This is a genomic window from Pseudomonas sp. GR 6-02 (assembly GCF_001655615.1).
Lineage (GTDB): Bacteria > Pseudomonadota > Gammaproteobacteria > Pseudomonadales > Pseudomonadaceae > Aquipseudomonas.
Map to the genome: position 1 here is coordinate 6447459 of NZ_CP011567.1, position 21310 is coordinate 6468768.

A 21310-nucleotide genomic window follows, 5' to 3' on the forward strand; every position below is an offset into this window, starting at 1 on the left:
CTGTCAGCCCAGCCAGTCGAGGGTCAGGATCAAACGACGCTCGCCCGGTGCCGGCTGCGGCGAACGGTGAACCAGACCGAAACCTTCGTTGCCGTGCCACTTCTCTCCTTTAAGCAGCGCCACTTCGCCGCTGGAGATACGCTGGATCAGCGAATCATCCTGGGGTTCGGCGTCAGGCTCGCCTAATCGGCGGCGATCCATCGCCCCTTCTTTCAGCCACTGGCTGCCGATCCCGGCGTATGTGGTGATCAACCGCACCGGCACATGATCGACATGGAAACGCGGGCACATGGCTTTGTCCAGAACCCGCAGGCGCAGGCCGACGCGTTGGGCGCCCAACAGGCAGGCGAACGCGCTGACCAACCAGGAAACGTCGGCGATAAAGCCTTCGTAGCCTTCAAGATCGCTGAAGCCTGAGGCTAAACCGTGGAGATTGGGTTCGGCGTCATCACTGGCCATTTCAAGGGAAAGCGACTCGGCCAGCGGCTGGTTCAGGGACAACAGCAAGCGACCGAAATCGGCAATATGCGCCGGCAGTTGGCGTTGCCAAAGGGCGAGGTTCACACCGTCGTCCAGAATCCCGGTCAGCACCTTTGGCGTTTCACCTTGAACCTGAGCAATGAGCGGTCGCCGCTTCAGACTGGGCGCCAGCATCAGGCAGCCGCCTCTTCGTGCCAGAGACCGAACGGATCGGGCAACAGCCGCCACCCCTCGACGCCCAAGACCATTTCATCATCCGTCAGCAGGCAGTTATCAAGTTCGGCGGTGAGTTGTGCAAAGTCGATGTTCTGACCGATAAACACCAGTTCCTGCCGGCAATCGCCGGTGGCGGCCGTCCAGTTCTCCATGATCCCGGCGGTGCTTTCTTCGTCTTGCGGCCACTGGTTTTTCGGCACGAAACGCCACCAGCGCCCGGCAAACCCGTAACGCATCAAGCCGCCGGCCTGGGACCAGCTGCCGGCATCCATGTGTTTGCTGGCCAGCCAGAAAAAGCCCTTGGAACGCAGCAGTTTGCCGTTCACCCACGGGCGATCGATGAAGCTGAAAAAACGCTGCGGATGAAACGGTCGCCGCGCCCGATAAGCCGTGGAGGCAATACCGTACTCCTCGGTTTCCGGCACGTGTTCACCGCGCAATTCCTGTAACCATCCTGGTGCCTGAGCGGCCTTCTCGAAGTCGAAACGCCCAGTGTTGAGGATTTTCTTGAGCGGCACTTCACCCATGACCATCGGAATGATCTCGGCCTGGGCATTGAGCCGTTCGAGGATCGCGATCAGCTCCTGGCGTTCGCGGCTGCTGATCAAATCGATCTTGCTGATCAGGATCACGTCGGCGAATTCGATCTGCTCGATCAACAGGTCAGTGATCGAGCGCTCGTCCTCCTCGCCCAGGGTTTCACCACGGGAAGCGAGGCTTTCGGCGGCTTGGTAGTCGAGCAGGAAGTTCATGCCGTCGACCACGGTGACCATGGTGTCGAGCCGCGCAATGTCGGCCAGGCTCTGCCCTTCTTCATCGCGAAAGGTGAAGGTTTCCGCCACGGGCAGCGGCTCGGAAATGCCGGTGGACTCGATCAGCAGATAATCGAAACGACCGTCCCTGGCGAGTTTGCTGACTTCTTCGAGCAGGTCTTCGCGCAACGTACAGCAAATGCAACCGTTGCTCATTTCCACGAGTTTTTCTTCGGCACGGTTCAGGCTGACATCGCGTTGAACTTCACTGCCATCGATGTTGATTTCGCTCATGTCGTTGACGATCACCGCGACCCGCAGATTATCGCGATTACGTAGTACGTAATTCAGCAGTGTACTTTTTCCGGCGCCGAGAAAGCCCGACAGGACGGTCACGGGGAGACGATTGGGCATCAGGTATTCCTCACAGGGATGCCCGGTCGCAATGTCGGGCTTAATTTATGTTATAGTATAACAACACAAACAAGCCACTCCCCCTCTTGCCCACAACGACAAAGGGCACGATGCTTTAACCCGTCCGCCCCTTGAGAAATGCCATGGGAAACGCTCTGAGATTCTCGCTGTTGAGCCTTTCGCTGCTGATTGCGGTCGATGCCTGGGGACAGATCCCAAGCCTGGCCAAATGCACCCGTAGCGCCAATCTGCTGGCCTGCGTGGATGCCGACGGCAATGCCTACAGCGTTAACACCGTCGGTAGCACGATCTACTTGCGCGGCTTTGAAGTGGCCGGCAAACGCCATTGGGCGCAAACCAACAGCCGCTACGGGCAACTGACGTTCTTTACCGGCCTCGCATCCGATGGCGAAGCCTGGGTCGGTTACAACCGCCGGGTTGGCTGGACAACCATCAATCGGTTCTCCAGTTCCGGGGGCAGCAGCGCGAAGTTCACCTGTAGCCGGATGACCGGTTGCTAGGCCTGTGCCTTTTTCTGCTCCTGCTGCCAGGCGATATAGCTGTTCATTGGGGGATTCTTCTGGAAGTAACGCTGCAAGCCTTCGAATAAACCATCCGCCACGGCCTGCTGATGCCGCGCCGTCACCAGTCGCTGGCTGTCGCGGGCGTTCGAGATGAAGCCGGTTTCCACCAGAATCGACGGCACATCCGGCGACTTCAACACCGCAAATCCCGCCTGCTCCACACGCTTCTGATGCAGCGTGGTAATGCCCGCCAGGCTGCCGAGCACCGTGTTGCCCAACTGCAAACTGGCGGCGATGGTGGCGTTCATCGACATGTCGAGAATCACCCCGGCGAGCATCGGATCCTTGTCCTTGAGATTGAGCAGGCTGGTGGCGCCCAACAGGTCCGCGCCGTTCTCCCGTTGCGCCATGAAGCGCGCCGTGGCCGAGGTCGCACCGCCTTCGGACAGGCAGTACACCGACGCACCTGAAGCGGTGAGGCGCGGCGCGGCGTCCGCATGGACCGAGATGAACATGTCGGCCTTGTGCTTGCGGGCGATCTCCACGCGCTTGCGCAGTGGGACGAAGAAGTCATCGTTACGCACCAGTTTCACGTCGAAGCCCTTTTCACGCTTCAGCCTCTTGGCCAACAGCTGGGCGATCGATAGCACCACGTCTTTCTCCCGCTCACCTTTGGCGCCGACCGCGCCCGGGTCTTTGCCGCCGTGACCAGGGTCGACCACCACAATGATGTCGCGCTTGGGATGAGCCTTGTCGATGATGGGCTCACGTTTTTCCGACGGCGCCGCCGCGATCTGTAGCGGAGCAATGGCCTTCAGATCGAGCACCAATCGGTGCCCCTGCCCATCCTGTGGTGGCAACAGGAAGCTGTTGAGCTGCACCGGACCGCTGAGGTCGAGGACGATCCGCGTATCGCCCTGACCGAAATGCCCGGAACGGATCGCGCGAATCACCGAGTTGTCGAGCGCCAGCTGACTGAAGTCGCCACTGAAGTTGGCGCCACTCAGATCGATGATCAGCCGCTCCGGAGCACTCAGGGAAAAAGTTTTGTACTGCACCGGCCCGCTCAGATCGAACACCAGTCGCAGCTTGTCGTCCGAACGCCACAGTCGTGCATTGCGAATTTGCGTGGCCGACACACCAAAAGGTAACGCAAAGGCCGCGCTGGCCAGAATCAGGTTGAGCAAGTGACGTCTGTGCATGATGAAAGCTCGTTCACGAAAAAGGCATCGTCGATTTGATTGTTATAATATAACATGCCAAATCAACTCCCACGATGGACCTGCTCATGAATGCGCTGACTCTGCCGGATATCGCCGCGCAGGCCTCACGCCAAGCCCTGCCACTCGATTGGGTGGGCATGTGCGGCATTGCTCTTCCTGTTTTATTCGATGGCCAGCGACTGAGTGCAAAAGCCGACGCTGGCGTTAGCCTCGACGATGGAGAGGCGCGTGGCATCCATATGTCGCGGCTGTACCTAGCGCTGGAAATGCTTGAGCAGGAAAACCTTTCACCCGCGTTGTTGCGGCGAGTCTTGCTGAGTTTTCTCGAGACTCATGAAGGACTTTCCCACAACGCTTACCTAAAAATTCACACCGAACTTCTGCTCAAAAGACCCGCGCTCGTCAGTCCGTTGTCCGGCTGGAAAACCTATCCGGTGAGCATCGAAGCGAGTCTGAAAAACGCGATGTTCCACGTGGAACTAAAAATCGACGTGCCTTATTCCTCAACCTGTCCATGCTCAGCAGCCCTTTCGAGGCAGCTGATTCAGCAGCAATTCGTTGATGACTTCGCCAATCAACCATTGCAACACGCAGACGTTCTGGCTTGGCTCGGTTCCACGAAAGGCATCGTCGCGACGCCGCATAGCCAACGCAGTAATGCGCAATTGCAGCTGCGTCTGGATGACTATCTGGATGACCTGCCGTTGATCGCCGCGATCAACGACGCGGAAGCCGCTCTCGGCACTGCTGTGCAAACCGCCGTGAAACGCGCCGACGAACAAGCTTTCGCCCTCGCCAACGGTCAGAACCTGATGTTCTGCGAAGACGCCGCGCGACGCTTGAACCTGGCATTGAAACGCTCCCCAGGCATCAACGCCTTTCACGTGCGAGTCGTCCACGCTGAAAGCCTTCACGCCCATGATGCCGTCGCCGAAAGCCGCTGGAACTGGGAGGCCGCATGATTCGATGCCAAGCCTTGCGCTGGGGCGCACCCGGTCAGCCGCTCACTCCAGCAGTTGATTTCGAACTGCCCAAGGGGAGTCTGACCGCCGTCATCGGCGCCAACGGGTCGGGCAAAAGCAGCCTGCTGAAAGTCATCGCCGGCCTGCAAAAGCCACTGGCCGGCAACGTCGTCATTGATGTTCCACGAAAGGGCGGCCTTTCGTTCCTGCCTCAGCAACAACACTTGGACCGGCAGTTCCCCATCAGCCTGCAAGAGTTGGTGGCCGCAGGTTTCTGGGGCAGCAAGCAAACTCCGGAAATTCGCAGCCAGCGACTCAAGGCTGCACTGGAAGACTGGTGCCTGAGCGGTCTGGAACATCGCCCGTTAATGGCCCTCTCCGGAGGCGAATTGCAACGTGCCCTACTCGCCCGACTGAGCCTTGCCGAAGCGCCCTTGCTGCTGCTCGACGAACCCCACGCCGCGCTCGACGAACTCGGCCAGGCGCTGCTCTGGAAACACCTCCACGCCTGGCATGCAGACGGTCGAACCCTGGTCGTGGTGTGTCATGACTTGGCCGCCGTGCGCCAACAGATTCCACAAGCGCTACTGATCAAAAGCAGCGGCTGCGTCCTCGGTCCCAGTACCGAGCTGATTCGCCAACAACCTCAGACGCAGGTGGCTTGATGATCGCCGCTGCTCACCTTTGGCAACCGTTTCACGAATTCGTATTCATGCGTCGGGCACTGCTGGGTGGCCTTGTTCTGGCCTGCAGCACGGCGCCGCTTGGGGTGTTTCTGATTCTGCGGCGAATGAGTCTGATCGGCGATGCAGTGGCTCACGGCATCTTGCCCGGCGCCGCATTGGGCTTCTGGTACGCAGGCTTGAGCCTGCCCGCGCTGACCATTGGCGGCCTCGGTGCCGGCCTGAGCATGGCCGGACTGGCCGCCTGGATTACCCGCCGCACCGGCTTGCGGGAGGACGCGAGCCTGGCCGCGATTTACCCGATATCGCTGGCCAGCGGCGTGCTGATCCTCGGCATCGCCGGCAAGCGGCTGGACCTGTTGCACCTGTTATTCGGTTCGGCGCTGGCGGTCGATGGCCCGACCTTGACCGGCATGCTCTGGGTCTCGGGCTTCAGCCTGCTCGCCATGGCCCTGATCTACAAACCACTGTTGCTGGACACCCTCGACCCGCTCTTTCTGCAAACCGTCAGCCGTCTCGGGCCGCTGGCTCACGGGGTATTTCTGACGTTGGTGGTGCTGAACCTGGTGATCGGTTTCCAGGCTATCGGCGCGCTGATGGTGGTCGGTTTGATGATGCTGCCGGCCGCCGCTTCTCGCTTCTGGAGTCGTCGTTTGCCGGTGCTGATCATCATCGCCGCGTTGCTCGGCAGCCTCTCGGTCTGGCTCGGATTGTTGCTGTCGTTCTACTACTCGCTGCCCAGCGGCCCGGCAATCGTGCTGGTGGCTGGCGGTGTGTATCTGCTGTCCGTGGTGTTCGGTCCGGTACACGGTTTGCTGCGCCGCCCGCCTTTGCTCACATCCCAATGAGGTGTAACCCGATGCGCGCTTTACTCGTGCTGTTCAGTCTGATGCTGTCGATGTCGCTGTCTGCCGCGGAAAAACTCCAGGTGGTCACCAGCTTCAGCATCCTCGCCGACATGACCCATCAGGTTGGCGGCGACCATATTCAGATCACCAACATGGTCGGTCCGGACGCCGATGCCCACACCTATGAACCGACGCCGGACGATGCAAAGGCACTGCTCAACACCAAACTGATCATCAAGAACGGGCTGGGTTTCGAGCCATGGCTGGACCGCCTGGTGACCAGCACCGAAACCAAAGCCCCGGTCATCAACGCCAGCCACGGTGTCATTCCGCGCTCGCTGGATGAAGACGGCGAAACCATCCCGGACCCGCACGCCTGGCACAACCTGGCGAACACCGAGTTGTACATCAGCAACATCACCAAAGCGCTGATCGCCGCCGACCCTGCAAACAAAGCCGACTACGAACACAACAGCCAGGCCTATCTGAAAAAGATCTACGCCTTGCTCGCCGAGGCTAAAGCCAAGCTCGGTTCGCTGCCGCCGGGTAATCGCAAAATCGTCACCTCCCATGATGCCTTCGGCTATCTCGGTCAGGCTTACGGCATCAACTTCATGGCGCCGCAAGGCCTGTCCACCGAACGCGAACCTTCGGCCGCCGACGTCGCTGCGCTGATCACACAGATCCGTCAGGCCAAGGTCAAAGCGGTGTTCATGGAAAACATCAAGGACACGCGCCTGCTCAAGCAAATCGCTGATGAAAGCGGCGCGCATATCGGTGGCACGTTGTACTCCGATGCCCTCGCTGCAACTGGCCCGGCCAGCACCTTCACCGGGCTGTTCGAATACAACCTCAACACCTTGTACGAGGCATTGAGCAAGCCATGATCCGCAAGAATCCTTCAGGTGATCTGCCATTGATTGCGGAGTCGGCGTACGTGGATAAAACCGCAATCATCTGCGGCAAAGTGGTGATCGGCGAGAACGTCTTCGTCGGCCCCTACGCGGTGATTCGCGCCGATGAAGTGGACGACTCGGGCGAGATGGAAGCAATCACCATCGGCGCCAATTCGAACATCCAGGATGGCGTGGTGATCCACTCCAAGTCCGGCGCGGCGGTGACCATCGGCGAGTTCAGCTCCATCGCCCACCGCTCCATCGTCCACGGACCCTGCAGGGTCGGTAATCGCGTGTTCATCGGTTTCAACAGCGTGCTGTTCAACTGCGCGGTGGGCGACGGTTGCGTGGTGCGGCACAACTCGGTAGTCGATGGTCGTGACTTGCCTGACGCCTTCTACGTGCCCTCCACTACACGCATCGGCCCCAACACCGACCTGTCGCAGTTCCCACCCGTCAGCGTCAGCGCCTCGGAGTTTTCCGAAGACGTGGCGCGCACCAACGTCGATTTGGTGCGCGGCTACAAAGCCCTGCAGAACGAGTTCTGACCATGAGCAGCGTGCTGATTCGCAACGCCCGGCTGGTGAACGAAGGTCGGGAATTCGACGGTGATCTGCTGGTAAGCCACGGTCGCATCGTCAAGATCGCCAGCAGCATCGAAGGTGAAAAAGCCGCTGTGGAAATCGACGCAAACGGCCAATGGCTGCTGCCAGGCATGATCGATGACCAGGTGCATTTCCGTGACCCAGGAGCACCGGACAAGGGCAGCTTCCATACTGAGTCTCGAGCTGCGGTGGCCGGCGGCATCACCAGCTTCATGGACATGCCCAACACCTCGCCGGCCACCCTGACCCTCGCCGCGCTGGCAGACAAGAAACGTCGAGCGGCAACTCACTCAGTGGCCAATTACGGTTTTCATTTCGGCGTGAGCAACGACAATCTCGATACCGTCGCCGCACTCAATCCTTGCGAAGTGGCCGGGGTCAAAGTGTTCATGGGCGCCTCCACGGGCAATATGCTGGTGGACGATCCGCGAATTCTTGAGCGGTTATTCGCCGAGGTGCCGACCCTTTTATTGGCCCACTGCGAACACACGCCCAGCATTGAAGCCAACGCGGCGAACCTGCGAGAGCTGTTCGGCGAGCACCTTCCGCCCGCCGCTCACCCGCTTATCCGCAATGCCGAAGCGTGCTTTCGATCCTCCTCAATGGCCGTCGATCTAGCCAGACGTCACGGCACCCGGCTGCACGTTTTGCACCTGACCACCGCCCGTGAACTGGCACTGTTCGAAGACAAGCCGCTGGCACAGAAACGCATCACCGCCGAGGTTTGTCTGCACCACTTGTTGTTCGACGACCGCGACTACCCGAGCCTCGGCAACCTGATCAAATGCAACCCGGCAATCAAGACCCAGGCCGACCGCGATGCCTTGCGCAAAGCGCTGTTGAGTAATCGGCTGGACGTGATCGGCAGCGATCACGCGCCTCACACCTGGGCCGAAAAACAGCGCCCCTACAGCCAGGCGCCGTCCGGTTTGCCGTTGGTGCAACACGCCCTGCCCGCGCTGCTGGAACTGGTGGCTGATGGGATCGTGCCGATCACCACCCTTGTGGCCAAAACCAGTCATCGGGTCGCCGATCTGTTTGCCATCCCCGACCGCGGCTACCTGCGCGAAGGGTATTGGGCCGACCTGGTGTTGATCAAACACGAGCCCGATGGCGTGGCCGTTTCCCGGCAACCCATCCTTTCGCAATGTGGCTGGACGCCCTTCGCCCGGCATCGCTTTCGCCACAGCGTCAGCACCACGGTCGTGTCGGGACAAATTGCGTGGCACGACAAACGTCTTAATGATAACTGTCAGGGCTTACCGCTACGGTTTATGCGCTGACGCACGTTATCGAAAACATTCGAGAACACCGATCATGATCCACATCACCCTGCCTGATGGTTCATTGCGTGAGTATGACCAACCGCTGTCCGTGTTTGAGGTTGCCGCGAGTATCAGCCTCGGCCTGGCTAATGCAGCGCTCGCGGGTCGGGTGGACGGCGTGCTGGTGGACTGCGGATTTCTGATCAAGTGCGATGCGCGGGTCAGCATCGTCACGTCCCAGGAACCCGACGGTCTGGAGATCCTCCGGCGTTCCTGTGCGCTGATGCTGGCCATGGCCGTAAAACAGCTGCATCCGAATACGCAGTTGCGGGCCGGATCGGCGCTGGGTGACGGCTTCTTTTATGAGTTTGCTTTCCAGCGATCCTTAACCCTGGCCGCTCTGCCAGTGATCGAAGCGCGTATGCGCGAATTGGCGGCGACCAACCATTCGATCCGCCGGCAGGAGCAAACGCCAACCGAAAGGCTATCGCTGTATCGTCTGGGGGACTTCGAGGGTTTCGCGGCAGGCCCGCATGTTCCCACCACCAAGGTATTGCAGGCCTTTGCACTGGACCACATCAGCGGCACGTTGCAGCAACGAATCTATGGCACGTGTTGGTCCAGCCAACAGGAACTGGACACCTGGCGAGCGCCACCCCAGGTCGTGGTTGTGAATATCGATGAGCGTCAGAGCGATTATGCGCACTCGGTGACCGAAGCGCTGCGCCGGCGCGGACTGCGCGCCAACTCGGATCTGCGTCACGAGAAAATCAGCCGCAAGATTCGCCAGCACAGCCAGAAGGTGCCATACCTGTTGGTGGTCGGAGAGAAGGAAAAGGACGGTGGGTTTGTCAGCATGCGCAGTGGCAGCGGGGAGGATTTCGGGGAGAAAGGGATTGAGGCGGTGTGTGATTTGTTGAACCCGCCCAAGACTGGTGCCTGAGCGGACACCTTCGCGGGCGAGCCCGCTCCCACAGGGATCACATATGACCTGGTGGGAACGAGCCTACCCGCAAAGCTTTTAGGCCCTTGGCTTCACTGTGCCGCAATCCTGACCCAACCACACAGCGCGGGTATCGAGGCTACCCTTCTGCTGAATGCCGGTGGCGTTGAAGGTGCCGTTGACCTTGGTGGTGAACTCACGGTCACTCATAAAAGTGGCCACTCCGCTGCCCTGCGCTTTCGGACAGCTGAAACGGAATTTCCACTGGTTACCGCTACGCTCGGTAATTTCCTGCTTGCAGCCCGATTGCGGGTCCGTCAGCGGAATGTTGTCGCTCTTCACCTGCTCAGGTGTCAGGCACGCCCGAATCCCTTTACCGCCCATGGTGATACCTTGTTTCTCCAGCATCGCCCGCTGTTGGGGGGTCATCTGGTTTTGTAGCTGGCCGAGGATCAATTGCAGATCGGGCATGTTCTGGTCATCGACCTTCATGTTGCTTGAGGTCAACTCCCACAAGCCCGGTTGCAGCATCTGTGCCTGAGCGGCCACAGGAAGTGCCAAACCAAACGCCATGGCCAAACCCAGCAGACGAACGTTCATCGAGTAACTCCTGATCATTAGTGGCCGTTAGACGTCGGCCACGGGCTTCGGTTCATGGGCCAATTAAATAGCGACATTCTGCCCGGAACATGGTCTGTTAAGCATTGAATCTTCAAGGAGCAAGGCTGCCCCATGGATTATTTCGGACCGCATGTATTCGGTTATCTGATCGCACTGTTGCACACACTGGGCTCGATCGCCGCCATCCATGCCGTGTTGACCGTTCGGACCGCTCAGGGCTCGATCGCCTGGGCCCTGTCACTGCTGTTCATTCCCTACCTCACGCTGATCCCCTATCTGGTCTTCGGTCGCAGCACCTTCGATGGTTACATCAAGGCCCGACGGCAAGCCAACGAGGAAATGCGCAAGGCCATCTCCGAACTGAACTGGCGCCCCTGGGTAGAAGAGGCACTGGCTGCGCGTGCCTCCAGCGCTTACGCGTCTTTGCGGGCCATGCCGAAGCTGGGGCGCATGCCATGCCTGGCAAACAACGATGTGCACTTGCTGATCGACGGCCAAGCCACGTTCGATGCAATTTTCGACGCCATCAGCAACGCCCGTGAAGCGGTGCTGATCCAGTTTTTCATTATCCACGATGACCGCCTCGGCCAACGCCTGCACACCCTGCTGACGAAGAAAGCTGCCGAGGGCGTGGCGATTTACTTGCTCTACGACCGCATCGGCAGCCACTCCCTGCCCCACGAGTATGTGCAACCATTGCGAGATGCCGGTATCGAGGTCAAAGCCTTCGCCACCCGCAGCGGCTGGCTCAACCGCTTCCAGGTGAATTTCCGCAACCACCGCAAGATCGTAGTGGTCGACGGGCTTGTCGGCTTTGTCGGCGGGCTCAATGTCGGCGACGAGTACATGGGCGAGAAACCACCCCTGGCGCCCTGGCGCGATACCCACGTGCAAGTTCGCGGGCCGGTGGTGGCCTGCATGCAGGAGTCCTTCGCCGAAGACTGGTTCTGGGCAGCCCGCTCGCTGCCCCCGCTGATCCTGCCAGACGTTTATCCAGATGACGGCGTGCTCTGCCAATTACTGGCCAGCGGCCCGGCGGACTCCTACGAAACCTGTTCGCTATTCTTCGTCGAAGCCATCCATGCGGCGACGGAACGCGTGTGGATCACCAGCCCTTACTTCATCCCCGACGAAGCGGTGTTCGCCGCGTTGCGACTGGCGGTGCTGCGCGGTGTGGATGTACGGATCCTGTTGCCATCGCGGCCGGATCACCGGATCGTCTACGCCGCTTCCAGCCTTTATGCCTTCGAAGCCGTACGTGCCGGGGTGCGCGTGTTCCGTTATCAACCCGGCTTCCTGCATCAGAAAGTGGTGCTGATCGACGACGAAATCAGCGCCATCGGCAGCGCCAACATGGACAACCGTTCGTTCCGGCTGAATTTCGAAGTGATGCTGCTGACGGTCGACAGCGGGTTTGCCGCCGAAGTGGAGCAGATGCTCAACCACGATTTCGCCCAGGCTCACGAAATCGCCAAAGAAGAAAGCCGGGAAACCCACCGCCTGCAACAGGTCGGCATGCGGATCGCCCGGCTTATTTCGCCGATTCTCTAGTTGTAGATGTCGTCGCGGGTCCACGGCAGTTCATGGCTGCCATCGGGATGGGCTTTCACCGCGAGGATTTGATGCAGGTTGATCCAGCCTCTGGCGAAGGCATAGGCGCATCCCGCCAGATACAACCGCCAGATCCGTAGTGCCTGCTCCGGTACCAGTTTGGCGGCGGCTTCCAGATTGTCTTCCAGGCGTTCGCTCCAGTGGTCCAGGGTCCGCGCGTAATGCAGGCGCAGGCTCTCGACATCGACAATCTCCAGCCCCGCTTCGCTGATCTCGGCCGAGATCATCGCCAGGTGCGGCAGTTCGCCGTTGGGGAACACATACTTCTCGATGAACTCACCAGCACCGCGCCCGACCGGACGACCGTCGGTGTGTTTGGCGGTAATCCCGTGGTTCATCACCAGACCGCCCTCTTTCACCGCGCCGAACAAGGTCTTGCAGTATTCGGCCAGATTGGCGTGGCCGACGTGTTCGAACATGCCGACGCTGACCACCTTGTCGAAACGCCCGTCCTGAGGCAGATCGCGGTAGTCGAGCAGTTGCAGTTCGATCTGGTCTTCCAGGCCTTCGGCTTTCACCCGCTCACGAGCCAAATCCAATTGCGCTTGACTGAGCGTGATCCCGAACACCTTCGCGCCGAACTCCCGCGCGGCATACCGCGCCAACCCGCCCCAGCCGCAACCGACATCCAGCAGATACTCCCCTGGCTGCAAGCGCAACTTGCGGCACAGGTGGCGAAACTTGGCTTGTTGAGCCTGCTCAAGGGTTTCACTGCCGGTCTCGAAGTAGGCGCAGGAATACGCCATGTCGCTGTCGAGCCACAGCTGATAGAACTCGTTGGAAAGGTCGTAGTGGTAGGAGATGGCTTTGGCGTCGGTTTCCTTGTCGTGAACCAGGCGCACCGGTTGCGCATCGTCGTCTTCGCTGATCAGCGCCTGACTCCATTCATCGCAGACACGAATCACGTCGCTGATGGAGCCTTCCAGCTCCAGTTTGCCTTCGACAAACGCCGCCCCCAGCGCGTCCAGGCTCGGATGGGTGAACTGGGTAACCATGTGCGGGTCCTTGACCACAATGGTGACGCTGGGCGTCGGCCCCAGGTTGAACTCATGGCCGTCCCAGAGTCGCAAGCGAAGCGGCAACTGCAGATTCTGTAAGGCCAGTGGAAGTTGCGCGAGCATGGATAATCCCCCTGATTTTCAGACGTCTGATTTGAGGGTAGTCCATCCTTGAAAAATAGCCGGCTATCGATTTAATAGCTGCTCTCTATGATTCGAGGCTGCAACCAACCGTCCTGAACCCACTGTTTCAGCCATGTAACAGCCTGAAGGGATGCATCCTCACCATAGATGACTGCTAATTCGGAGCACAGTTCAGCGAAATCCCAGTCGCCCTGAAACAAGCCGTCTAGAGCTGCCGCCTCCGCAGGTTCCAGGCTGCGGTAATGACAAACCAGCCCCGCTCTCCAGATCACCAATACTTGGGGCGCCCCTAACGCTGCACTACCGGGGAACCCGGTTTCATCCTTCACTGCCCGCCACAACGCAACACTGTTGAAAGCACACTCAAGCCATTGCACAGAGGGGCTGGGGCTGACCCGCAACGTCGGCCAGTCTTCAGGCTTCAGGGCGGCCATGTCCTGTATCGTCAGCGGCGCGCCTTCAGGCGCGTCGAACGCCAGCGTGAATGCCCACTCAAGTGCCGCCAACTCCCCCAGCGCTGCACTTTGCTCTGGCACTAAATGCTGTCGAATAAACGACTCGAACCCTTCACCCAGCCACCTCAGGCTGTAATGAACAGACGGACACTGGCGAATGTAAGCCGCCGCGAGCTGCTCGAATTCATCGTCACCCAGCCAATGCCAAATGACCGGATAGTCGCCGCGCAGAACTTCCTGAAGCCTTGCCTGATAGGCGTTGTGATAGATCGCCAGCCCGGTGCTCACATCCAGTGTCGGCCCCCCCATAAGACTCGCGCCTAGCGCGGTATCGGCTGCTGTCTGCTCACCCAGCAGATACGTTTCAAAGGCCAGCTGCCAGTCGTTCAGGCGCATCTCAGTCTCCGGGTCAACACGCTATCACCCAATGCCCGGGCCTTTTGCAACTCGGTAAGTAGCTCTTCAAAAGGCGGGAAATGATCATCGCGTTCCAGCAGTGTCGCGACTGGCCCGAGGTGTTCCAGGGTTTGTTGATAGAGCGCCCAAACCGGATCACTCACCGGCTGGTCATGGGTGTCGATCACGTAATCGCCGTGGTCGCTGTGGCCAGCCAGGTGCAACTGTCGAACCTTTTTGGCCGGCAGCCCTTGAATGAATGTCCACGGATCGAAGCCATGATTGCGGGAGCTGACATAGACGTTGTTGATGTCCAGCAACAGCTCGCAGTCGCTCAACCGGCTGAGCGCATCAAGAAACTCCCATTCGCTGAATTCGTCGCCAGCGCTGCGCACGTAACTGGAGACGTTTTCCAGCACCAGCGGACGCTGCAAGACGTCCTGAACCTGCCGCACTCGGCCGGCTACGTAATAAAGACTTTCTTCGGTGTAGGGCAGCGGCAACAAATCATGGAGTTGATGGGCATTGCCGCGGCTCCAACACAAGTGATCGGAGATCCATGCCGGTTCAACTCGCTCCGCCAGAAGTTTCAGCTGTTGCAGATACTGCGGATCGAGGGCATGAGGACCGCCAATAGACAGCGATACGCCATGCATCACCACGGGATACCGTTCGGCAATGGCGTCCAGGTAGTACAGCGCCTTGCCGCCCTGGACCATGAAATTTTCCGAGACCACTTCAAACCAGTCCACGGCTGGCGACTGTTCAAGAATCTGTTGGTAGTAGGCACTGCGCAAACCCAGGCCGTAGCCCAGACAAGAAAGGGAAGCAGACATTTTGCGGACTCCTCGCAAAGTGCCGCAGTGGCAAGAGAGCCACCGCGACGGCATTCGGCAGTCAGTTATTCGCCGACTTTTCCATCGGCCTTCATGCATTCGGCCTGAGTCATTGCCTTGAAGCCATGCCCTTTGCAGACAGCCTGACCTTTGCAGGCGTTTTCGGCTGTCTTGCAGTCATTCATGCCTTTGCACGATGTCACGCCGTAGCAGTGAACCTGTGCAGCGTCGGCGGCCTGAGCCTGAGTGGCAACACCTGCGAACATTGTTGCAGCGGCGAAGGCGAGAGCGGCACCGGCGGTGGCGTTTTTGAAGTTCATTTGTATATCCTCAGTAATCGTCAGGGGTGTCGGCTGGAAGGTTGTTCAGTCCCGACACAGCACTAGAGAGCGCTGCCCTGACGGCGTTACAGAGGCGATGAAAAAACTTTTCGCCTCGCTCAAACCTCATCTTTGAGCTTGAGCAAAGGCTCCTGAAAACGCAGCAAACGCCCAGCATTACCGAGCACCAATAACGTACTCAAGTTGTGCAACAGCGCGGCAATCATCGCCCCGGCCGCGCCCAGCCAGCCGAATGCGGCAAAGGCGACAATCGCCAGGGTCCAGCCCAGACCGATGATTACGTTCACCTGTAAAGTCTGCCGGCATTGGCGACTCAGGCGCACACAGGTTCCGAGCCGGCGCAGGTCGCTGCCGATCAGTACGATATCGGCCGAGGCCAGCGCGATGTCCGCGCCGCCCGCGCCCATGGCCACGCCGACCACACCGGCCTTCAGCGCCAGGGAATCGTTGATGCCGTCTCCCACCACCATCGGCCGGAAACCGCTGTCGATTTCTTTCAACACGCGATTGAGTTTGTCCTCGGGCAAGGCCTGGGCTTCGACATCGCTGATGCCCACATCCCGGGCCAGCGTATGAGCCACGCTTTGTCGATCCCCGGTCAACAACAACTGACGACCCAGGCCCAGTTCACGCAACTCGCTCAGGGCAAACCGCGCCTCGGGTTTGACGCTGTCGGCGAGCAACAGCCAAGCGAGAAATTCACCGTTGAGTGCCAGCCCCGCAATCGGGCCATCGTGGCCGGGAACAGCTGAGGTGACGATGCCCAATTGCGCGAACAGCTCCGGACGACCGAGGGCCGCTTCGCCCTGCTCCGTCATCGCCACGACACCCAGCCCCTGACGCTCGCGGATGTCGGAGAGCAGCAGAAAATGTTCCTGAGTGACCAACCCGGCCAACGCGCGGCTGACTGGGTGGCTGCTGGCAGAGCCAAGGCTGGCGGCGAGTTTCAGTACGTGACTGCGATCTTTCAGCGGACTGTCGATCGATTGCAGGCGCAAGGTGCCGAACGTCAGGGTTCCGGTCTTGTCGACCACCAACGACGTCAGGTCAGCCAACTCTTCGAGGAACGCCGAGCTGCGAATCAGAATCCCGTGCCGAGCTGCGACCGCCACCCCGGCAATCGCCGTGGCCGGTGCCGACAACACCAGTGCGCAAGGACAGGCCGCCACCAACACCGCAAGCATCGCCTGGGCATCGTTGGTGACGAACCAGGTTACGGCAGCCAGCAGCAACACCAGCACCATATAACTGCCGGCGTAGCGTTCGAGCAAACGGGTGATCGGCGGCTTGGAGCGTTCGGCGTTTTGCATCAACGCGATGACTTTACCCAGTGTCGACTCGTGACCGGTGCGGGTCACTTCAATGCGCAACAAGCCATCAAGGTTGATCGCTCCGCCGAACACCGGCATGCCCACAACGGCCTCTATGGGCACCGACTCACCGGTGATCGATGCAGTGTCGAGGCTCGCCTGACCGGACAACACCCGACCATCGGCCGGCACGCGATCACCCGCACGCACCTCCACCAGGTCGCCGGCCTTGAGTGTGCCGTTATCGACTTCAACGATAGCGCCGTCAGCCTGAATCTTGCGCGCATGGCTGCGGGTCAGTTTGCCGAGAGCATGAATCGCTTCCTGTGAGCCGATCACGCTGCGCTCTTCCAGCACATGGCCGAAGATCATGATGATCGGCAGCAGTGCCGCAGTCAGCAGATCGCCAGTGGCCCAAGCGCCGAGCATGGCGAGGGCAATCAACTGATCGGTGATCCCGTGCAGGCTCGGATAACGCAGGCTGTACCACGCCGAACGCATGACCGGCACGGCCACCAGCAACGAAGCAAAACCCAACAGCAATTGGCTGACCCCGGTCTGCTCCGGCAACAACCAGCGCCAGATCAGGCCGAGCGCAAGCAAGCCCAGTGCAAGCATGGCCAGGGTCAACTGGCGCGCGGCGCTACGTTGTTCAGCCGAGGACAACATGCTCGGCGCGGCGGCGGTTTGGGCAGTCATTGCGCAGCTCCCTGAATGATCAGGCGGGAATCGTCTTTCGGATCGACCGTCGTCACCGAACCGGCCTGCCCGAGAATCTTCGGCATCCGCTCACGGTAAATACGCAGCAGCATTTGCGGATCGGTGCCCTGCTGTTGCGCCTTGGCCAGGCTTAATACTGTGGCGGTGTCGGTGGAGGCTTTGGCCAAGCGTTCGCTGGCCTGAGCGTGAGCCACTTGCAGCGTGCGGTCGGCTTGTTCATTGGCGGACTGAGTCAGCTTCTCGGCTTCCGTGCGCGCATTGGCCACGGCCTTGTCAGCTTGCTGGCTGGCAGTTAACACGGCGTTGAACGCGCTCACTGCCGGGCCGGGCAGACTCGATTGCACATCGACCCGCGCCACTTCGATACCCAAGCCCTGCCCGGTCGCCGTCAGTTCGGCCAAGCGTTGATTGATGCCTCGCACCAGATCGCCGCGCAGACGTTCGCGACGTTCGGCAGCCTGATTGTCGGCACCGATCAGTTCCGGTCGAGCCACCAGAATGGTGTCCAGGTCTCGCGCCGCGGTGAGTGCCACGGCACTGCGCGTCACCAGTCGATCCAGAGCCGGCAACACATGCTCACCCTGAAGAACGAAGGCATAGGGCTCAGTGACTTTGTAGAACACCCGCACATCCAGCTGCACCACGCCCGCGTCACCGGTCAGCAGATAACCGGAGCCGGCGAGCGCATCGCTGAGGGGTGTGGCGAAGCTCGCCACCCGGTCGGCCTGCAACGCGGCATCGGTGCGCAGCAGATTTTCCACCCGACGCTCGATCACCCGGTCCGCTGCCGGCAACAAGATCACCTGCTCAAACGGTCGCGGCCACGCCAACAGCAAACCGGAATTTTGAATGCGATCCAGCGCGCCGAAGTGCAGCACCACGGCGCGATTCTGCGGGTCGATCTGCCGCACATTGGAAAATGCCCACGCCAAAGCAGCCAGCACGGTCACGGCGTAAAGCGCGAGAAAAGCCAAGCGCCCGGCCTGAATCCAGGGGCTGCTCAATTCATTTGTTCCACGTGGAACCAAACTCATGGCTGCGACCCGGACTTGTTATCGAGCGTCGGTGGGCCATCAACCAACACCCGGAACGGCGCCGCATCGGTGCGCAAAATCAGTTTGGTGCCCGGAGCGACGATGGTGCCCAAGGTGTCGAGCGAACGCAGCAAATTGTAGAGCTGCGGTGAGCCTGCGTAGGCGCGGCCGTAAATCTGCGCGGCTTCGACGCGGGATTGGGCTTCGATGTCTGCGGCTTTCACAGTGGCATCAGCTTGTACGATTCGCGCATCACGCTCGGCCGCAGAACGGATTTGTGCCGCTTCACGTTTGCCGATAGCCGTGCGTTCAGTGGCGATTGTTTCACGCTCGGCGCGCATACGATCGACCGTCGCGGTGAGCGTCACCGACGGCAGGGTCAAACGCTCGATACCGACTTGCAGCACTCGCACGCCATAGGTGGTGAGCAACTGCTGATCGATCTGCTGGCGCAGCTGCGCTTCGAAATCGGCGATGTGCACCTGGTTGGCGTCGGTGTTCACCAGGTTGGCCAGGTCGAAACTGCTGGCAGTGGTTTCCAGCGCCGAGCCGACAAAGGTACGAATCTGCCGCGCGGCTTCATCGGGTTGATTCTGCACAGCGCGCATAAAACGTTGCACGTTGTCCGGATCGCCCTGTACCTGCCAGGCCACGTAGGCTTGCACGATGATGCGCAGACCGTCGCGCGTGCCCACATCCTGCAAACCGCTGGAGGTGGTGCGCAGCCGCAGATCAACCGGAATCGCCGCCTCGAACGGCGCCGGCCAACGCCAGCCAAGACCCGGCTCCAGCAACACCCGCGATGGATTGCCAAAGCGCGTAATCACCGTGGCCTCCCCCGAGCGCACTTGCACAAGGCTTGCCGCCGCAACGGCAAAGGCCACCAGCAGCGCCGCCCAGCCCATTCGCCGCCACGGAAAAGGGCCAGCTTCGTGCGGATCACCATGGTGGTGATGGTGATGATGACCGTGGTGATGCCCGCCATGGCCGTGATCGTGGCCGGCGTGGTCATCGTGGTCGTGATGATCGTGAGTAGGCGTCGACTGGCTCAATGGGCGGCTCCTGGCTGAGCGGTATTACGCGACGGCGCAGGGTCAGCCGGCAGCGTGAATGTACGTAGGTCGATGGTCGGCGCATTGCTGCTGCCACCCAGACGGTGATCGAGAACCAGCAGCTTGGCGTTAGCCAGACCCTGGGTCAGTTGGCTGAGGTATTGCTCCAGTACAAAAGCCTGGCCGGCGCTGGAGTACGCCTTTCGCTCGGCGGCAAATTTCAGGTCGGCGGCCCGAGCGCTCGAGTTGATCTCATGCGCACTGGCCGTGGCTTGATCGCGAGCGATGCTGGCCTGCAATTGCGCCTGGTTGGTCGCCTCCGCTGCGGCACCGCGCTCGCGGGAGATCAATGCCTGGGCGCCAATCTGCGCTGCTTGAACGCCGTGATAAGCATTGGCAGCCCCCGCTGGCGGATGAATGGCCTCGACCACCGTGGCGAGAATTTCCACGCCGCTGTCGAGTTTTTGCAGATCCGCTTGCACGGCGCGGCCGATTTCTTCAGAGAGCCCTACCCTGTCTTCGCCGAGCAAACCGTCGAGGGTTCTTGAGGCGAAGTCATGAACCAGAATCCGGCTGGCGGTGCTGCGAATCAGCGTCGGCACGTCGGCGCTGTTGTACGTCGCGGCCAGAGCCGCCTGATCGCTCAGGCCGATGCGATAGACGAAGCGCACGTCCATGTTGACGATCTGAAAGCTCTGCTTGTCGGCACGGCTGCTGGCGATGACCTGGGATTTGTCATTCACATGGCTGGCGTCCCACAAGCGATTGGCAATGGCCGGTGCCGGGCCTTCGGCAGGTTCGGCCGCGACCGGGGCCGATGCTTCGCCCACGCTGGTGGCCAACTCATGGACTACGCCGTTCTCGACGCTCAGCACGCGACCCAGCGGCCACGGCAAACCGGCGTGCAAACCGGGCCCAAACACTTCCACCGGTTTGCCGAAACGTTCGTAGATGCCCCGCCCCTGTAGCGGTATTTCATGAATGCCGGTGAGCGACCAACCGACGATTGCCACCACCGCCAGCACCGGCAAAAACGCCCGACGCATGTAGGTGAAAGCCCAGATTTGTCGCAGGTCGATACCGAAGCGGTTGTGCAACTCGTGCTGCAATGCGAGCAGGGGCTGTGGCGGCCAGCGCAACATATCGGCGACGAAGCTTCGCGCCAGCAAGGTCGGTTCAAGCTGTTCACGACGGGGGCTGAACAGTGACAACACGGCGCGCAGCAACAACTCGATGGCGACCAGCCCCGGCAACAAGCCGATCAGCACCGCCAGACGCACCGGCCAGACGGCTGTTTCGCTACCGAACAACAGACACAAGGCGCTGAGCACCAGGCCAATAATCGCGACCCGCGTCAGCTGCGCCAACGACCCGGCTTCAGGCCATTGGGCGACATTTTCCTGCGCCAGTTGCCGCTCCAGCACCAGCAAACCGAACGCCAGCAGCAACGACAACGCCGCGCCGACACTGGCCGATAATCCCAACGCAGCGGGTGGCAAAGCGAGGTTCCAGACCTGCTCGATGCTGTACAAACTCAACAACGCCCAGCCGCCAAGCCAGAGCGTCGGTGCACCGATCTGCCCAAGCAACCGCAGCCAACGCTGACTGATGCCGTCCAGCAACCGCTCGTACCAACCTTCGGCGACAACGACTTCTTCGGTGATAGCCACCGGCACCAACACTGATGGATTCATCGCTCGTGCGCGCCACTGCGTTATCCACCAGGCCGACTGCAGGCCGGCGACCAGCACCAGCAAACCGGCGCCCTGATTGACCAGCAACGCGGGCCAGAGCGACTGCGGTGCAAACAGCCCGACAAAAAACGCCAGCACCAGCCCTGCGGCCGACAAGGCCCCCAAACCGATTGCCCATTGGCGTAATCGACGTCCTTGAACGACCGCCTGCTGAAAGCGCGGCAGCCCTGCTATCTGTGCCCCATCGCCATCGAGATCGACTTGCATACCACCCCAGCCATTACTCA

At 60.4% G+C, this 21310-nt stretch carries 21 protein-coding genes; 9 read left to right on the top strand and 12 right to left on the bottom strand.

Going from position 1 to position 21310, the window contains the following annotated elements:
* Positions 1–3: 3 nt before the first annotated feature.
* Together PGR6_RS28740 and zigA are read right to left on the bottom strand one after the other, a co-directional pair.
* Entirely contained in the window at positions 4–654 is a 651-nt protein-coding gene (locus PGR6_RS28740; RefSeq protein ID WP_064621163.1) for a DUF1826 domain-containing protein, read from the bottom strand.
* Complete coding sequence (gene zigA / locus PGR6_RS28745) at positions 654–1862, bottom strand: zinc metallochaperone GTPase ZigA (RefSeq protein ID WP_064621164.1); 1209 nt, start codon at positions 1860–1862, stop codon at positions 654–656. Before zigA ends, PGR6_RS28740 begins: the two co-directional genes overlap by 1 nt.
* Before the next feature lie 143 nt (positions 1863–2005).
* Here zigA and PGR6_RS28750 point away from each other — a divergent pair, with 143 nt between their 5' ends.
* Entirely contained in the window at positions 2006–2383 is a 378-nt protein-coding gene (locus PGR6_RS28750; RefSeq protein ID WP_064621165.1) for a hypothetical protein, read from the top strand.
* Here PGR6_RS28750 and PGR6_RS28755 read toward each other — a convergent pair.
* Positions 2380–3588: an N-acetylmuramoyl-L-alanine amidase gene (locus tag PGR6_RS28755; RefSeq protein WP_064621166.1), complete on the bottom strand. Its 1209-nt coding sequence runs from the start codon at positions 3586–3588 to the stop codon at positions 2380–2382. The two genes, PGR6_RS28750 and PGR6_RS28755, sit on opposite strands and share 4 nt — an antisense overlap.
* A gap of 86 nt (positions 3589–3674) precedes the next feature.
* Here PGR6_RS28755 and folE2 point away from each other — a divergent pair, with 86 nt between their 5' ends.
* The 7 genes from folE2 to PGR6_RS28790 are packed head-to-tail and all read left to right on the top strand — an operon-like array spanning position 3675 to position 9811.
* Complete coding sequence (gene folE2 / locus PGR6_RS28760) at positions 3675–4571, top strand: GTP cyclohydrolase FolE2 (RefSeq protein ID WP_064621167.1); 897 nt, start codon at positions 3675–3677, stop codon at positions 4569–4571.
* Entirely contained in the window at positions 4568–5236 is a 669-nt protein-coding gene (locus tag PGR6_RS28765; RefSeq protein ID WP_018927356.1) for a metal ABC transporter ATP-binding protein, read from the top strand. The genes folE2 and PGR6_RS28765 overlap by 4 nt, the downstream gene beginning before the upstream one ends.
* A complete protein-coding gene (locus PGR6_RS28770; protein WP_064621168.1) occupies positions 5236–6102 on the top strand; it encodes a metal ABC transporter permease in 867 nt (288 codons plus the stop codon). Before PGR6_RS28765 ends, PGR6_RS28770 begins: the two co-directional genes overlap by 1 nt.
* 11 nt (positions 6103–6113) lie before the next feature.
* Positions 6114–6989: a metal ABC transporter substrate-binding protein gene (locus tag PGR6_RS28775; protein ID WP_064621169.1), complete on the top strand. Its 876-nt coding sequence runs from the start codon at positions 6114–6116 to the stop codon at positions 6987–6989.
* Entirely contained in the window at positions 6986–7546 is a 561-nt protein-coding gene (locus tag PGR6_RS28780) for a gamma carbonic anhydrase family protein (protein ID WP_018927353.1), read from the top strand. Before PGR6_RS28775 ends, PGR6_RS28780 begins: the two co-directional genes overlap by 4 nt.
* 2 nt (positions 7547–7548) lie before the next feature.
* Positions 7549–8886 carry a dihydroorotase gene (locus PGR6_RS28785; RefSeq protein WP_064621170.1) on the top strand — a complete coding sequence of 446 codons (1338 nt, stop codon included), beginning with the start codon at positions 7549–7551 and terminating at the stop codon, positions 8884–8886.
* Positions 8887–8920: 34 nt separating this feature from the next.
* Entirely contained in the window at positions 8921–9811 is an 891-nt protein-coding gene (locus PGR6_RS28790; RefSeq protein ID WP_064621171.1) for a His/Gly/Thr/Pro-type tRNA ligase C-terminal domain-containing protein, read from the top strand.
* A gap of 78 nt (positions 9812–9889) precedes the next feature.
* Here the strand turns inward: PGR6_RS28790 and PGR6_RS28795 are convergent, their stop codons facing one another.
* Positions 9890–10411, bottom strand: coding sequence for a DUF3617 domain-containing protein (locus PGR6_RS28795; protein ID WP_018927350.1), 522 nt, complete (start codon positions 10409–10411; stop codon positions 9890–9892).
* A gap of 132 nt (positions 10412–10543) precedes the next feature.
* Here PGR6_RS28795 and cls point away from each other — a divergent pair, with 132 nt between their 5' ends.
* Positions 10544–11983 carry a cardiolipin synthase gene (cls, locus tag PGR6_RS28800; RefSeq protein ID WP_018927349.1) on the top strand — a complete coding sequence of 480 codons (1440 nt, stop codon included), beginning with the start codon at positions 10544–10546 and terminating at the stop codon, positions 11981–11983.
* Here cls and cfaB read toward each other — a convergent pair.
* From cfaB to hflK (PGR6_RS28840), 8 genes are all read right to left on the bottom strand, one after another.
* Complete coding sequence (cfaB, locus tag PGR6_RS28805) at positions 11980–13164, bottom strand: C17 cyclopropane fatty acid synthase CfaB (RefSeq protein WP_018927348.1); 1185 nt, start codon at positions 13162–13164, stop codon at positions 11980–11982. The two genes, cls and cfaB, sit on opposite strands and share 4 nt — an antisense overlap.
* A gap of 71 nt (positions 13165–13235) precedes the next feature.
* Positions 13236–14036, bottom strand: a complete 801-nt coding sequence (locus tag PGR6_RS28810; RefSeq protein ID WP_064621172.1) for an HvfC/BufC N-terminal domain-containing protein — start codon at positions 14034–14036, stop codon at positions 13236–13238.
* Positions 14027–14872, bottom strand: a complete 846-nt coding sequence (gene bufB / locus PGR6_RS28815; RefSeq protein WP_064621173.1) for an MNIO family bufferin maturase — start codon at positions 14870–14872, stop codon at positions 14027–14029. Before bufB ends, PGR6_RS28810 begins: the two co-directional genes overlap by 10 nt.
* 65 nt (positions 14873–14937) lie before the next feature.
* Complete coding sequence (gene bufA2 / locus PGR6_RS28820) at positions 14938–15192, bottom strand: BufA2 family periplasmic bufferin-type metallophore (protein WP_019651267.1); 255 nt, start codon at positions 15190–15192, stop codon at positions 14938–14940.
* 119 nt (positions 15193–15311) lie between these two features.
* Positions 15312–17222 (bottom strand): heavy metal translocating P-type ATPase, encoded by a 1911-nt coding sequence (locus tag PGR6_RS28825; protein WP_064621174.1) that lies wholly within the window; start codon positions 17220–17222, stop codon positions 15312–15314.
* Positions 17219–18277, bottom strand: a complete 1059-nt coding sequence (gene hflK / locus PGR6_RS28830) for a protease modulator HflK (RefSeq protein WP_026286517.1) — start codon at positions 18275–18277, stop codon at positions 17219–17221. The genes PGR6_RS28825 and hflK (PGR6_RS28830) overlap by 4 nt, the downstream gene beginning before the upstream one ends.
* Positions 18274–19329, bottom strand: a complete 1056-nt coding sequence (gene hflC, locus PGR6_RS28835) for a protease modulator HflC (protein ID WP_026286516.1) — start codon at positions 19327–19329, stop codon at positions 18274–18276. The genes hflK (PGR6_RS28830) and hflC overlap by 4 nt, the downstream gene beginning before the upstream one ends.
* Positions 19326–21290, bottom strand: a complete 1965-nt coding sequence (gene hflK, locus PGR6_RS28840; protein WP_082920912.1) for a protease modulator HflK — start codon at positions 21288–21290, stop codon at positions 19326–19328. Before hflK (PGR6_RS28840) ends, hflC begins: the two co-directional genes overlap by 4 nt.
* Between the last annotated feature and the right edge of the window lie 20 nt (positions 21291–21310).

What these genes read in the sequence shown, in the direction of transcription:
- PGR6_RS28740 (WP_064621163.1), bottom strand. Translation starts at nt 654, where the DNA reads ATGCTGGCGCCCAGTCTGAAGCGGCGACCGCTCATTGCTCAGGTTCAA.
- zigA (WP_064621164.1), bottom strand. Translation starts at nt 1,862, where the DNA reads ATGCCCAATCGTCTCCCCGTGACCGTCCTGTCGGGCTTTCTCGGCGCC.
- PGR6_RS28750 (WP_064621165.1), top strand. Translation starts at nt 2,006, where the DNA reads ATGGGAAACGCTCTGAGATTCTCGCTGTTGAGCCTTTCGCTGCTGATT.
- PGR6_RS28755 (WP_064621166.1), bottom strand. Translation starts at nt 3,588, where the DNA reads ATGCACAGACGTCACTTGCTCAACCTGATTCTGGCCAGCGCGGCCTTT.
- folE2 (WP_064621167.1), top strand. Translation starts at nt 3,675, where the DNA reads ATGAATGCGCTGACTCTGCCGGATATCGCCGCGCAGGCCTCACGCCAA.
- PGR6_RS28765 (WP_018927356.1), top strand. Translation starts at nt 4,568, where the DNA reads ATGATTCGATGCCAAGCCTTGCGCTGGGGCGCACCCGGTCAGCCGCTC.
- PGR6_RS28770 (WP_064621168.1), top strand. Translation starts at nt 5,236, where the DNA reads ATGATCGCCGCTGCTCACCTTTGGCAACCGTTTCACGAATTCGTATTC.
- PGR6_RS28775 (WP_064621169.1), top strand. Translation starts at nt 6,114, where the DNA reads ATGCGCGCTTTACTCGTGCTGTTCAGTCTGATGCTGTCGATGTCGCTG.
- PGR6_RS28780 (WP_018927353.1), top strand. Translation starts at nt 6,986, where the DNA reads ATGATCCGCAAGAATCCTTCAGGTGATCTGCCATTGATTGCGGAGTCG.
- PGR6_RS28785 (WP_064621170.1), top strand. Translation starts at nt 7,549, where the DNA reads ATGAGCAGCGTGCTGATTCGCAACGCCCGGCTGGTGAACGAAGGTCGG.
- PGR6_RS28790 (WP_064621171.1), top strand. Translation starts at nt 8,921, where the DNA reads ATGATCCACATCACCCTGCCTGATGGTTCATTGCGTGAGTATGACCAA.
- PGR6_RS28795 (WP_018927350.1), bottom strand. Translation starts at nt 10,411, where the DNA reads ATGAACGTTCGTCTGCTGGGTTTGGCCATGGCGTTTGGTTTGGCACTT.
- cls (WP_018927349.1), top strand. Translation starts at nt 10,544, where the DNA reads ATGGATTATTTCGGACCGCATGTATTCGGTTATCTGATCGCACTGTTG.
- cfaB (WP_018927348.1), bottom strand. Translation starts at nt 13,164, where the DNA reads ATGCTCGCGCAACTTCCACTGGCCTTACAGAATCTGCAGTTGCCGCTT.
- PGR6_RS28810 (WP_064621172.1), bottom strand. Translation starts at nt 14,036, where the DNA reads ATGCGCCTGAACGACTGGCAGCTGGCCTTTGAAACGTATCTGCTGGGT.
- bufB (WP_064621173.1), bottom strand. Translation starts at nt 14,872, where the DNA reads ATGTCTGCTTCCCTTTCTTGTCTGGGCTACGGCCTGGGTTTGCGCAGT.
- bufA2 (WP_019651267.1), bottom strand. Translation starts at nt 15,192, where the DNA reads ATGAACTTCAAAAACGCCACCGCCGGTGCCGCTCTCGCCTTCGCCGCT.
- PGR6_RS28825 (WP_064621174.1), bottom strand. Translation starts at nt 17,222, where the DNA reads ATGACTGCCCAAACCGCCGCCGCGCCGAGCATGTTGTCCTCGGCTGAA.
- hflK (WP_026286517.1), bottom strand. Translation starts at nt 18,277, where the DNA reads ATGAGTTTGGTTCCACGTGGAACAAATGAATTGAGCAGCCCCTGGATT.
- hflK (WP_082920912.1), bottom strand. Translation starts at nt 21,290, where the DNA reads ATGCAAGTCGATCTCGATGGCGATGGGGCACAGATAGCAGGGCTGCCG.